The 13,436-nt window shown below is 41.2% G+C and carries 12 protein-coding genes; 7 read left to right on the top strand and 5 right to left on the bottom strand.

Features of this window, described 5'->3' with window-relative positions; translation table 11 throughout:
- Positions 1 to 425: 425 nt before the first annotated feature.
- On the bottom strand, positions 426 to 1,349 hold the full coding sequence (locus AB0756_RS07490; protein ID WP_038088917.1) for a DMT family transporter: 924 nt from the start codon (positions 1,347 to 1,349) through the stop codon (positions 426 to 428).
- Between the two features lie 362 nt (positions 1,350 to 1,711).
- Between AB0756_RS07490 and AB0756_RS07485 the strand changes: the two genes are divergently transcribed.
- From AB0756_RS07485 to AB0756_RS07470, 4 genes are all read left to right on the top strand, one after another.
- On the top strand, positions 1,712 to 3,244 hold the full coding sequence (locus AB0756_RS07485; protein ID WP_050046389.1) for an ABC transporter ATP-binding protein: 1,533 nt from the start codon (positions 1,712 to 1,714) through the stop codon (positions 3,242 to 3,244).
- Positions 3,245 to 3,276: 32 nt separating this feature from the next.
- Positions 3,277 to 4,302 carry an ABC transporter permease gene (locus AB0756_RS07480; protein ID WP_038088916.1) on the top strand — a complete coding sequence of 342 codons (1,026 nt, stop codon included), beginning with the start codon at positions 3,277 to 3,279 and terminating at the stop codon, positions 4,300 to 4,302.
- Positions 4,303 to 4,595: 293 nt separating this feature from the next.
- Entirely contained in the window at positions 4,596 to 5,522 is a 927-nt protein-coding gene (locus tag AB0756_RS07475; RefSeq protein WP_038088913.1) for an ABC transporter permease, read from the top strand.
- Positions 5,523 to 5,826: 304 nt separating this feature from the next.
- A complete protein-coding gene (locus AB0756_RS07470; RefSeq protein WP_038088909.1) occupies positions 5,827 to 6,216 on the top strand; it encodes a response regulator in 390 nt (129 codons plus the stop codon).
- Here the strand turns inward: AB0756_RS07470 and AB0756_RS07465 are convergent.
- Entirely contained in the window at positions 6,209 to 6,595 is a 387-nt protein-coding gene (locus AB0756_RS07465; RefSeq protein ID WP_038089066.1) for a DUF2294 domain-containing protein, read from the bottom strand. The two genes, AB0756_RS07470 and AB0756_RS07465, sit on opposite strands and share 8 nt — an antisense overlap.
- Before the next feature lie 583 nt (positions 6,596 to 7,178).
- Positions 7,179 to 7,766, bottom strand: coding sequence for a superoxide dismutase family protein (locus AB0756_RS07460; protein WP_038088908.1), 588 nt, complete (start codon positions 7,764 to 7,766; stop codon positions 7,179 to 7,181).
- Between the two features lie 376 nt (positions 7,767 to 8,142).
- On the opposite strand from AB0756_RS07460, the gene AB0756_RS07455 reads away from it, so the two are divergent.
- The gene (locus tag AB0756_RS07455; protein WP_038088905.1) at positions 8,143 to 9,267 is read left to right on the top strand and encodes an HlyD family secretion protein; all 1,125 of its coding nucleotides are present in this window, start codon (positions 8,143 to 8,145) and stop codon (positions 9,265 to 9,267) included.
- Between the two features lie 96 nt (positions 9,268 to 9,363).
- A complete protein-coding gene (locus tag AB0756_RS07450; RefSeq protein WP_038088902.1) occupies positions 9,364 to 10,938 on the top strand; it encodes a diguanylate cyclase in 1,575 nt (524 codons plus the stop codon).
- Between the two features lie 45 nt (positions 10,939 to 10,983).
- Here AB0756_RS07450 and rnc read toward each other — a convergent pair whose 3' ends face one another.
- Together rnc and AB0756_RS07440 are read right to left on the bottom strand one after the other, a co-directional pair.
- Positions 10,984 to 11,655: a ribonuclease III gene (gene rnc, locus AB0756_RS07445; protein WP_038088898.1), complete on the bottom strand. Its 672-nt coding sequence runs from the start codon at positions 11,653 to 11,655 to the stop codon at positions 10,984 to 10,986.
- Between the two features lie 539 nt (positions 11,656 to 12,194).
- A complete protein-coding gene (locus AB0756_RS07440) occupies positions 12,195 to 13,091 on the bottom strand; it encodes a pentapeptide repeat-containing protein (protein WP_167844628.1) in 897 nt (298 codons plus the stop codon).
- A gap of 34 nt (positions 13,092 to 13,125) precedes the next feature.
- Between AB0756_RS07440 and AB0756_RS07435 the strand changes: the two genes are divergently transcribed.
- The gene (locus AB0756_RS07435; protein WP_137986471.1) at positions 13,126 to 13,392 is read left to right on the top strand and encodes a PKD domain-containing protein; all 267 of its coding nucleotides are present in this window, start codon (positions 13,126 to 13,128) and stop codon (positions 13,390 to 13,392) included.
- Positions 13,393 to 13,436 lie beyond the last annotated feature (44 nt).

Below are 13,436 nucleotides of genomic sequence, written 5' to 3'. Positions count from 1 at the left end.
ATGTTTGTTCCAAATTGGGATTCTCCCTTAACAAGCATGCCATTCGGAACGAAACCCAACATGAATTCTCCCTTGTGTTGGGTTTCTCCACGGTCAGCCCAACCTACGTTAATGAATTTTATTATGAGTAATCACCTGCACTTGATATTATGCCAAAAGCCCGATCGTCATCGACCGGGCTTTTGATTGGGGTAAGTCCCCTTCTGTTCGTTATATAAGTGATGTAAGGTTTCGGTATAAGTTGCTTATCTAATAGTGTCTACTACTCAAGCCACAACCATTCCGGAAAAAGACCGAGCTTTTTTTTCGTGAAAAATAAAGTATAAAGCTCGAAAAATGAAACAATGCCCAAAAACCAGGGATTTCACCAGCTTGAAAGGATGAAAAAGTTCATCTTTCACCCTGTATTCTTTATTTTTTCTTCATTATACGTGTCCCAATAATAAACCAATTCCCGCAAAGGCAATGAGCACACCTTGAATAGCACGGGAACTGACTTTCTCACCCATCCACATAGCAATTGGTAAAATAAACGCGGGGCTGGTAGCACAAAGTGCTTGCGCCACTCCTGTCGCCGTGTACTTGAAAGCGGTTTGTTGCAAGCACCCACCCACAAAGGTTCCAAAAAAAGCACTTATAGTAACTGTACCCATGGGTAATCCACCAAATATCTTCTGTTGTTTTCTGTGCGGGAAATGCTTTCTTTTTTGAAGAAAATACCACAGTAACAATACTGCAACGCCTGCACTTAGACGCAGTAGCGTACTCCATAAAGGATTGATACTCGTTTGAGTTAAAGCAGCTCTAGACAAGACGGCTCCAATAGCCTGTCCCATAGATGCTAAAACACCGAATATAATTCCTGTTTGCAATTTGGGAGATCGATTGCTATGGCTCTTTTCAGAATTCTCTTCGCCTATGACCCAAGCAACCCCAACAAGAGTAACTCCCATACCCAACCAGTTAATGAGGCTGAGGCTCTCATGCAAGTAAGCATAAGCTAGTAAAGCAGAGAAAGGAGAAGTTAATGTTTGCAAGAGCAAAGCCCGCCTGGGTCCAAGACAGTAAAGTGCTTGAAAATAACAAGTATCGCTAAAACAAATTCCTATTACACCGCTTAACAACAAAAATCCAATACTTACAGGATTTAAAATTGGGAACCCAATTCCTTGCCAAAGTATAGTTAAAACAATAGCAACAATTCCAATTGACGCTTTCAATAAGGTCATTTTCCAAGGAGAAATTTTTTGACCTAAGCCGTTATCCACGATCGCAGTAAATGCCCAAATTGAAGCAGCACTTAGTGCTGCAATTTCCCCTAAAGAATTTATTAATAAATTGACAAACATAAAAAACTAAATATAATTGTCAGTTTGAAATATATGTCTATTTCTGGTGAAATTTTCCCCAAAGGATAAATCATATATTTTGCTAATTTCTCTGGTAATTTCAAGAAGTCATATTATTGAAATCAGCATTTAGAATTATGGTTCAAGATTCTGACACTAGGCTGAGGATTAACACTGATGTTCTTAGAGATAAAAGATACTAGTTATGACTGAAACTTGTGGGTATTTGCCTGCAAGGGTAAAATTTCCTATAAAAGCAGAAAATACCTGTATTTTTGTTGGAAGTGACCCGTTATTGTTCTACTTTGTAACAAACTTATGCAATCTTAGATCGAGATGACTTGTACTGATAAACTGTAAAAATGCCGTACTTGTGCTTGGAAAAAATTACCAAAAGCTTTGGCTCATTCGTAGCTAATGACAACGTTAGCTTTAGTGTTGAATATGGAACCATTCATGCCATATTGGGTGAAAATGGTGCAGGTAAGACTACGTTAATGAATATTCTCAGTGGTCTGTATCAACCTGATGGCGGTCAGATATATTTGGAGGAAAAAGCTGTCAAAATAACTTCTCCAAGTGCAGCTATTACATTGGGTATTGGCATGATTCACCAACACTTCATGCTAGTTCCGCAGTTAACTGTTACAGAAAATATTATTTTGGGGACATCAAATAGCTGGCGTCTCAATTTCCGTCAAAAAAAACAAGAAATAGCAGCTTTATGCCAAACTTACGGCTTAGATGTTGACCCAACGGCTAAAGTAGGCAATTTACCAGTGGGAGTGCAGCAGCGAGTTGAAATTCTCAAAGTTCTTTATCGTAAAGCAAAATTATTGATTCTTGATGAACCCACAGCAGTCTTGACACCGTCGGAAGTCGCATCCTTAGTGGCGACTTTGCGACAACTAGCAGCTAGCGGACATATCATTATTTTTATCAGTCACAAGTTGGATGAGGTGATAAGCTTGTGCGATACAATCACGGTTTTGCGTCGGGGAAAAGTAGTTGCAAATACGACGACTCAAGAGATAACTGCTCAAAAATTAGCTGAATTGATGGTTGGGCGTGAGGTGGCTCTGAAGTTAGATAAATTGGCTGCAACACCAGGGAAAGTTGTATTGTCAGCACGGGAATTATACGTCGTAGATGACCGAGGTGCGCTCGCAGTTCGTAATGTCTCATTTGAACTGCGATCGGGGGAAGTTTTGGGAATTGCGGGGGTAGATGGTAACGGACAGCGAGAATTGGCTGATGCATTAACTGGCTTGCGAACTGTGAAGCACGGAAAAATTGCGTTGAGTTCCGATTCTTTGTCACAAAGAATTTTAGGATATATTCCAGAAGATAGGCAAAAAATGGGTTTAGTATTGCAGTTTAATATTGCTGAAAATCTGATTTTGAAAGCTTTTAGGAAATTGCCCTTCTGTCGTCGCTTTTTGTTACAGGGTAAAGCGATAAAGAATCATGCCAAGTCTGCTATGCAAGAGTTTGATATCCGGGCGAGTAGCGAAGCCGTCAAAGTCAGTCAGCTTTCAGGGGGAAATCAACAAAAAGTGGTGCTAGCAAGGGAACTTGCAGGGGAACCAATGTTCATTGTGGCTATGCAACCAACACGGGGACTCGATGTAGGTGCAACTGAAGCAGTACAGCAACGATTATTAGCCCAACGCGATCGCGGTGCTGCTATTTTGTACGTCTCCACAGAGTTAGAGGAAGTTATGGCGATCGGCGATCGTATTGCGGTGATGTATGGGGGTGAGTTTGTTGCTATTTTGGATGCAAGAACCACTACTGTAGGAGAAATTGGGTTTTTAATGGGAGGGGGGACGAGGGAACAAGGAGGACAAGGGAGACAAGGGGGACAAGGAGAGAATCACAGGTATGATACTTAACTTGGATAAATTCAAAAGAGAATTAAGGAAATATGACCAATGACAAACGACTTATCTTATCCCCTATCTTAGCGATCGCAGCAGCACTGCTCGTTGGTGCAATTCTTATTTTAATTGCTGGAGCAAATCCTATTGCTGCTTACACGGCTTTGTTTCAGGAGTCTTTGACAACATACTTTGGTTTTGGCAATACGCTAACCAAAATGGCACCATTATTGTTAACAAGTTTGGGGGTTTTAGTCGCTCTACGTGCTGGCCAGTTTAACATTGGTGGAGAAGGGCAAATTTATCTCGGTGCTTTAGGAAGTGCTTTGGTAGGGTTGTACGTTACCGGATTGCCTTCATGGATTCATATTCCTTTAGCATTGACTTCTGGGTTCTTGTTTGCAGCAATTTGGGGTTTCATACCGGGTTACCTGAAAGCCATGCAAGGAGTTAATGAGGTAATCTCAACTCTGCTGTTAAACTACATTGCTTTTAACTTTATTAGCTATCTCGTACAAAATCCTCTAAAAGCACCTGATGCACCCAGCCCTTATTCCTCAGAAATTGCTCAGTCTGCTTATTTACCCATAATTTTACCAGACAGTCTTGCTCATGCAGGAATTTTACTGGCGTTACTGGTTGCAGGGATTGTCTGGGTATTGTTGGTGCTGTCACCTCTAGGTTATCAAATTGCTGCCGTGGGATTTAATCCTGTAGCTTCGCGTTACGGTGGTATTTCTGTAAAACGCACCATCGTGCTTGTTATGGCGCTAGCAGGTGGTTTAGCAGGATTAGCTGGGGCTATTGAGGTGATGGGAGCAAAATATCGCCTATATGAAGTTGTTTCTCCCGGTTATGGATTTGATGCGATCGCCATAGCATTCCTCAGTCGCGGTAGTGTAACAGGTGTTGTATTCGCTTCTCTGTTTTTTGGTGCTTTAAGGAGTGGTGCAAACGTCATGCAACGCAGCGCTGGGGTTCCGGTAACAGTAGTTTATGTCATTCAAGGTTTGACGGTGCTGTTTATTGCTGTTAGTCTGGCAATAGAAGGAAAAATTAGGGCTAATAGCTAATGGCTAATGGTGAGTCCAGGGAAAGCAGGCGGGTTTCCCGCGCCCTGGGAACTGGCGTATAGCCCTGCGGGCATAGCTTCGCAACGCGAAGCGTCTCCGTAAGGAGATACCCGAAGGGCTAATGGCTGATGGCTAGTACGTGAAGGCAGAAGTATGTAGAGCGGGCAGAAGGCGCAAACGCTTATTACTGAATCTTTTCTCTCAATCCTAATGGTATAGCTATTTCCGCCATGCTTTACTAATGGTGCAATTAGCTATTAGCTATTAGCCATTAGCCATTAGCCATTAACAAAATGATTAACTTCTTTTCCGATTATTTAGTGTCTAGTCTGCGCCTTTCAGTACCTCTCGCATTTGCAGCACTGGGGGGTCTGTTCTCAGAAAGGTCGGGGGTATTGAATATTGCTTTGGAAGGAATGTTATTAATTGGTGCTTTTACAAGTGCTGCTGCAACTTTTTACACTGGTAATGTCTGGCTTGGTGTCCTTGCTTCCATCTGTGTTGGAGGATTGACGGGATTACTTCATGCTTTTTTATCTGTGTCTTTACGTGTGAATCAGTTAGTTTCTGGACTAGCAATCAATCTTGTTGCTTCTGGTTTAACATCATTTCTGTCTCGGTTGGTATTTGGTGGTGGGAATGCTCAAGGTATCCCAGGAATTAACCCAATTAGGGTTCCTCTTCTTGCAGATATTCCAGTTATAGGAGCTTTACTTTTCCGACAAGATGTTCTCGTCTACTTACTATTTCTCTTAGTTTTTCTCAGTACATATGTATTGTTTCACACTAGCTACGGTCTAACTTTACGAGCTGTTGGCGAATATCCCAGTGCGGCTGATACATCTGGCGTTTCAGTAGAACGGGTACGTTACTTGGCTGTCATAACGAGTGGTTGTCTGACTGGGTTGGGTGGTGCTTACTTAAGTTTAGTGCAAGTCAAATACTTTGCTGAAGGAATGAGTGCAGGCAAAGGTTTTATTGCCATTGCAGCACTTATCTTTGGTCGGTGGAATCCTATAGGAACGGCTTTAGCTTGTTTGTTATTTGGCGCAACTGAAGCTTTACAATTGCGAATTCAAGCATTGGGTGGAAAGCTCCCCTATCAGTTTTTAATTATGCTACCTTATGCGATCGCACTCTTTGCCCTAATGGGAAAAAAGAACAAGTCTACTCCTCCTGCTGCATTGGGCGTACCTTATTGGAGAGAAAAGAATAGATAAGCTGATAACCATAAATATTAACACTCCTGACTCTCAAGTTCACTTAAATTTTTCAATACCTCTTGACTAATTGTCTGTTTAAGATAATCATATTTGCTTGATGCTGCCGCTAGCCTGCTGTATTCTTCCCTGAAAATTAGCGCAGATACAGTACCTAGTGAATTAAAGGCGAGTTCTATCTATGTTGAGCCGCGCACAGCCGCTTGAAAGGAGCCTCGTACATCTTTCAAAAAACAGATTCTCTAAAAGATGTTTTAGTGAATAAAGTCTTGATATGTAATCTTTTCAAAGGCAACTATTATTTATGGATAGACAGCCATTAGTTTTGGTTGTAGAGCAAAATCTACACTATTTAGAATTAGTCAACTCTTATTTTAAGATACTTAAGTTGCCATGTATTTGTGCAAAACAAGGAGTCAAGGCTTTAATTTTGGCACAAACACATCAACCGGACTTAATTTTACTAGATCCTGCGCTCCCTGATTTAAGTGGACTACAAGTGATTCATTACTTGAAGCATACTCAAAAGACAATGGCAATTCCTATCATTGGGATGACAGCTTCAATAAAAGAACAAGATGGAAATAATCTGCTTCTTGCTGGTGCCGATCGCTATATTCGTAAACCTTTCTATCTTCACGAGTTACAAATAGCTATAAATTGCTATTTTAGTAACCTGAAATCCTCTAATTAGCTTTAGGAATGCTCTCTCGATTCCGTACTTCTGGTAAGTCCTCTAAAACAACTAAAATTCCAGTACGTTCCGTCGCCAAACTTGTATTACTTATTAAATCTAGAACAGATTTTTGAACAACTTCTTCAATTATTTTTTTGATCTGAGGACTGATAATTTTGTTTAAATTTATTCGCACTTGTTCGGCTAAAGAATCGCAGCCTGCTGTCTTTAAAACTTGTTCCGAGCGGGTTACAGAGTTTTCTATAGAAATTACTAGTTCTGTATCAAAAAATTGACAGATAATTTTACCTGGACGATGTCCCAATTCCTTATTATAAAAGGAACGGAGTCGATTTGTAATTTCTCTTTCTAGTTCTCCAATGGTAGGTTTAGACATTTCTTCTACTAACATCAAAATAGTTACCTGAGTAAAATATAAAGCGCTCGTGTTAGAATGCTATAACTATTGTAATTTATTATATATTTTAGAGTTGTAAAGTATAAAATTCTACGAGTTATATAAGAGAATGTTTGAAAAGTCTTTTCATCAATAGCAAAACATTTAAGAGCCCCCTAAATGTCATGAGAAATTGGGGGACTTTAAGAGTATTTATCCCTCTTTATTAAGGGGAGATAGGGATCGCTAAGTTCCTAAAATCACAGCTAACCACTTTTCAAACAACCTCTAAGAACTTTATCAAACCTAAATTTCTGGCATTTTGCAGGTATGGCGAAAAAGCTAGTGTGGCAATAACTAGAAGAGGTATATGTAGTAACTTTAAATATAGAAATAAAGGTATTTTACTTTGGTACGAATGCCTCAGAATCCATGATTAATTGCCATCTTTTAATTAACCGGACTTAAACGGGTTGATGTAAAAAATTGATACAAAAGTAGTTCAAAATATGGTGAGTGGTTATTAGTAGCTACTAACTTCTAACCATTCACCACTAAACTTTTATAGAGAATTGCCCAATTCTTAAGAGGAATAGGAATGCGTTATAACTCCACAGGCTATCCGTCCTCCACCTGCTTGTGCTGCTAGCCCTTCTGCTTGTTGTAAATCCTGCAATTGGTGAATGATAATTGCGCTGCCATTGTCGTCAAATACAGTGACAGGGCTTTCACGTAGAGTGACGCGGCTGGTTACTACATTGTACTTTGCGTAACCGTTTTCATCGACATATAAGTTTGGTAAATCACCTGAATGGAAGGGATGGTTGGCTTCGACAGGAACTTCCGAACCAAAAGGACCGGGGTCAAAGTGTCCGCCACTGGTGGTGAAAGCAGGTTGGACATCGGGATCGCAGACGCCTGCGGAATGAATGTGAAGCCCGTGCAAACCGGGTGTCAGATCTCCTTGGATCTCACCTTTAATTTGTACAGATCCATCTTTTCGCTCTATGAAAAATAAAGTACCAGTGATGTTTTTACCTTCAATGTAAGTTTGTGCTACTGATAGACCCTGTGCCATGCTCGGTTGTATGACTGCAAGTTTGGTAACTATTATCAAGCCAAGAGTAAGCCCGAGGACAAATATATGCTTTATTGGTAATTTAATCTTCATGACTTGTTGTGGTACTGATAAATTGTCTGTGTAGGTTGGGTTGAGCAAAGCTCGAAACTCAACCTACACTAAGGTCTGTTTGGACGTTACCATTAACCCTATTCATTTAGATAGTACCTCGCGTGGGTATATTTCCATTTGACATAAATTTAGGAAAACATCTTGGAGAAAAATAATATTGCGTGTTGTCTGTGAATTGCTAACTGAAAACTCAGAACAAAAGAGAATGGGATATTTTTGGAACAAGTGAAGTACTGAGCGCGTCCTGAAAGCGGACAACAATTGCTCAAAATCAGGCTACTGAGATGCTGACAATTGTTACGACTTATAAATCTGGTTAAAAAAACTGTTATCGTTGCCCAGACGAAGGTTGCTAATGGAAAGCCTAAATTCTTCACAACAAACCCAGCAAGTCACAGGACTAAACGAACAAACAACTTTAGTGTCGCAGCAAGAGGCGATCGCTACTCATTCCACTCAGACAACAACTCATCACAAAAAATCTGTCTCGCCCTCTGCAAGCCATATAGTCCCTAAAGTGACAATTGGCGTGTTGTTAGGTACGGGAGCGATCGCTTCTGGGGTGTACGGTTATCGTTCTTGGGAATTTGCTCAAAAATATCAAGTCACTGACAATGCTTTTATCACTGCAAATATTCAACCCGTTACATCACGTGTATCGGGAATAGTCACAGAAATTGCTATAAATGATAACCAAATGGTATCTCCTGGAGCGGTGTTGGTGAAACTCGATTCCCGCGATTATGAAGTCTCTGTGTCCCAAGCAAAAGCGTCTCTAGAGTTAGCCAAACAACAAGCAGCACAGGTACGAGAGAGTATGAAAGCTGCGGTTATTAACACAATTAATATTCCAGAACCAATTGCCACAAAATCTGCAAAGACAGGAACACAGGGTGCTAAATCAACCAGCAAGAACAAACAAGTCCAACAACCCGAGCGCATACAGAAAGTCTCGCAGTTGACACCCGCTAACCAGCAAAAAGAAATTGACGAGCAAAAGTACAAAACCGCTCTCGCTGCGATCGCGCAGAAAGAAACTGAGTTAAAAAAAGCACAACTCCAGTTATCCTACACTAAGATTGCTGCGCTGCTACCCGGAAAAGTAGGTAATAAAAACGTTCAAATAGGACAGCAGGTGCAACCAGGACAAACCCTGATTACAGTTGTAGAACCAAATCCTTGGATTGTGGCTAACTTTAAAGAAACACAGTTAGAAAAAATACAGCCCGGTCAAAAAGTAGATATCAAGATGACAGCTTTCCCCAGCCACAAATTTCGTGGTACGGTGGAGAGTATGTCTCCTACATCTTTTGGTAAATTTACTCCTTTGCCACAAGAGAGTCAGGTATCATCATCTACAAAAAATTTGGACGAGCAAAGAATACCTGTCAAGATAGTGTTTGAGCCGCAGAGCATTCGCGGTTTTGAATCGCGCTTAACTCCCGGAATGTCAGCAACTGTCACGGTTACAATTAAGTAAGTTTTTTTGCCATAAATACCAAGGTGTTTTGTAAGAATGGTGTTAAGATGGTTACCTTAACTATTTCTTTAGATTAACACCTTTGCTCTGACTGCAATGTTGATTCAAAACCAGGAGTCTGAGAATAAGTATCAAGATGTAACCCTGGCAGTTCTGGAGGATACACAAACCCTCAAAAATCATGCTGATTTATTGATTGTTGATGATAATATCGCTAACCTTACTCTACTTTTTACTATTCTCAGTCAACAAGGATACAAAGTTCGGAAAGCGCTCGGTGGTGAAGCCGCGTTAAAAACAATTTTCTTAGAGCCACCCGATCTCATTTTGTTGGATATTAAAATGCCAGGGATAGATGGGTATGCTGTTTGTACCCAATTAAAAGCATCTCCTCAAACTCGTGAAATTCCCATTATCTTCCTGAGTGCTTTAGATGAAGCAGTCGATAAAATTAGAGCTTTTGAGGTTGGAGGTGAAGACTACATCACCAAACCGTTCCTAGCGGAAGAAGTTTTGATCCGAATTCGCTATCAACTTAATATTCAAAAGCAACGCCAACAACTTAAGGAACACAATCGGCTGCTGCAAAAGGAGATTCAAGAGCGAAAGCAAGCTGAAGCAGCAACTCAGCTGTTGTTAACCACAATTCATGCTGTTCATCAAGCATCTGATTTTAAGGATGCTTTAAAAATCCTTTTATGTATGGTACGTCAAGCCATCGATTGGGATTACGGCGAAGGTTGGATTTTAGATGACGGTACGATTACTTTACAACTGAGTCAAACTTGTCACGATCCAATGCACGATTTATCACTTATGCAATTTCATCAGGCGCGATTGGGCATAACCTTTACTGATGGTGTTGGATTGCTGGGTCGGGTTTGGGTCACTCAGCAATCGGAGTGGATTGAAGATGTTTCACAAAAGCAAGCGCCTGTTTTTTTGAGGACGGAAGCAGCTAATCGTGCTGGATTGAAAGCGGCTTTTGGTGTGCCAATTGTGTTGCAGGAGCAAGTGCTTGCTGTTTTGGTTTTTTTCAAGCGATCGCCATTGCCTTACGATCCAAAGTTAGTACAATTAGTTAATGCTGTTGCGATTGAGCTAGCTGAATTTATACAGCGAAAGCAAACAGAGGAAGCATTGATACGCACCAACCACGAACTACAGCGCTTGGCGACTCTGGATGGGTTAACACAAGTCAACAATCGGCGCTGTTTTGATGAAGTACTGGAACGGGAATGGCAAAGGCTTCAACGCAGACAGGCTTTTTTGGCATTAATTATGTGCGATATCGATTATTTCAAATTCTATAACGATTGCTACGGTCATGTAGCAGGGGATAATTGTCTTAAAGAAGTCGCTCATGCGATCGTGCGTGCGTGCAAACGTCCCGCAGATTTAGTTGCTCGCTATGGTGGAGAAGAATTTGCTGTACTGCTTCCCGAAACTGATATAGAGGGCGCTATTTGCATAGCACAACAGATCCGACAGCAAGTTGCCAAGTTAGCCATTCCTCACGCAGGCTCTAGAGCAAGTACTCACGTAACACTTAGTATGGGAATTGCTAGCTTGATTCCTACACCAGAGTCTTTGCAGGAAAAGCTGATCGTTACTGCCGATCGAGCACTCTATAAAGCCAAAGCACAAGGACGCGACACCTATCACATATGATCTTTGAGTTTATCGCTCGGAAAGTTTTTGTGAGAGTAGCACAATTCATTTTTTGACACGAGCCAGTGCATCCTCAGCCGCCGCCTTTTCAGCATCTTTTTTGCTGCGTCCCTTACCTTCGCCGTATACGCGATTATTTACAAGTACTTTGGCTGTGAATTCAGGAGCGTGGGAAGAACCACCAGCTTGGACTGTAACATATTTGGGAGGTGTTTGAGTCACATTACGCTGTACCCATTCTTGAAACTTATTCTTTGAATCTATGCTAGAGCGAGATTCAACAACTTTTTGTGGTACGGAATCAAAAAGTGGTTCTATAATTTGACGAACCGCTTCTGTATCTGAATCGTTGTCTAAGTAGTAGGCGGCTATGACTGCTTCAAAGGTGCTGCTAAGCAAATTGGGATTGTGGTACCCACCTTCTCGAATCGCTCCTTTGCCCAACCGCATCCTTAAGTCTAAGCCAACTTCCATAGCAAACTTTGCCAGTTGCTTTTCATCAACAAGTGCGGAACGTCGCCGAGTGAGTTCGTCTTCTTCCTTATCTGGATGGCGGCGATGGAGATATTCAGCACTTAAAAAAGTTAGCAAAGCATCTCCTAGAAATTCCAGACGTTCGTTGTGTTCTCCTGCATCTGGGTTTTCATGGACATAAGAACGGTGAGTGAGAGCATGGCGCAAAAGTTTTTCATTTCGGAATGTCAACAGTTTGTGCATTGGTCTGTTTGATTGTTAGGTGTGATGTGCGTGTTATGGCAATCTTATTTGAATTATGGAAATTTTAACGAACCGCAGAGGCGTTGAGGGCGCTGAGGGAGGAAAGAGGGGATTTCAAAAATTAAACTGGGTTCCTATTACAGTACAGGTATTTGTCTGAGAAGTTTAGTAATTCGCTAGCTATCTACATGAGAAATTCTAGGTGACTCTATCAAAGGCAAAACCCAGTTTCTTAAAGTCACTTTGTTTTTAAAATTTATAGAATTTTTAGATTTAGGGCACTTCAAATTACTTAAAGTCAATCGCAAATTTTCCCGACACACAGTCTACCTTTGCCAGTCATGATGCGATCGCTTATCTTAGTCTCCGTACAATTTACTGGTAACAAATACTGTTTTTCTAGAAATATTAATTTATCCGAGAGCAAACAATTTAACTTTCTGTCTAATATACCTGAAGAGATTCGGAGTATTCTTAAGGGCAAAAATCCTTATCCTTCGCTTTCAAGCCCTCTCATTGCTCAGACAGAAAATGAGAATTTATTCTTCAAAGAAAATGTTTTCGCTGCTGGGGTGCAGTTTCCCAGTGGGTTCGTCAATGAAGACGCCATCACACCAGGTAACATGGCACTTGAAACTAGGTTCTTCACCAGAAGCGCCAAAATTAGCGCCTTGGAAATTGGAACAAACATAATTAGCACAGGTAGAATCGATCCCAACCCCATTCATTCCACGGAAGTCGCAATAAATCAGCATAATGCTTTCAAAGTTGCAAATATCCATGTTGGCATCCCGAAAATCACAATAGATGAATTTGGTCATCAAAAAATTAGAAGCACGGAATTTGACATTGCTAAAGTTGACGTAGCTCAAGCTCGCGCCGCTCAAGTCAATGGACTGGAGGTCAACGCCGCTCAAGTCACCACGATGCAAAACGATACTTCTAAAGTTTCGCTCCCCATCTGCATAACGCCTGAGCAATTCTCTTGTGGTAATAATTCTGGTGTCACTATTTTCAATACTGCCATCAGGCATAATGGTATTACAAAAAATAGTCCTTTCGTTGACTTGAATATTAGCCAAGTTGGCATCAGTCAAGTTTGCACCGCTCAAGTTAGCACCGCTCAAGTTGGCATCGCTCAAGTTGGCACCAGTCAAATTAGCACGATCCAAATTAGCACTTCGGAGATTGGTATTGCTCAAGTTGGTGTTAATAAAAAGAGTATTGGTAAAGTGAGATCTTTCCAAATTAGCACTCCTCAAGTTAGTATTCATCAAACCACCGCTCTCGATGTAAACTCCGCCCAAATCGACGTTGCTCAGGTTGACACCAATCAACCAAGGTGGTCTGACAAAGAAAGCTCCCAAATTAATTCTCCTAAAATCTCTTTCCCCTGCAGCATATCGTTGCAACAACTCCTCAGCAGTTATAGTCATCTATACACCTCCGCATTAATCGACACATACAAAGATAACCACTGTTACAGGACAAACTGTTAGCCATACCTTCGTTGACAATGGCACTTACACCGCAACGCTCACAGTGACTGATTCAATGGGCACATCTGTCGTTCAAACGCTTTCACTGAGTGTCAACAATGTCGCACCCCGAGCGATCGCACTTGACGATTTTGCAGTCAACAAAGGAACTGCAATCTCCCTGAACGGTAGCTTCACCGATCGGATTTCTTCACAAATATTTCTAAGGATATCCAAGATGCTATTGAACGGACACTGAGTCCTGAAATAACCTCAAGGACATCTCTTTTGACAAATCTTAGA

Origin of the sequence: Tolypothrix campylonemoides VB511288_2 (genome assembly GCF_045999855.1) — a bacterium.
GTDB lineage: Bacteria > Cyanobacteriota > Cyanobacteriia > Cyanobacteriales > Nostocaceae > Scytonema > Scytonema bouteillei_A.
This window is presented reverse-complemented; position numbering and strand designations above follow the sequence as displayed.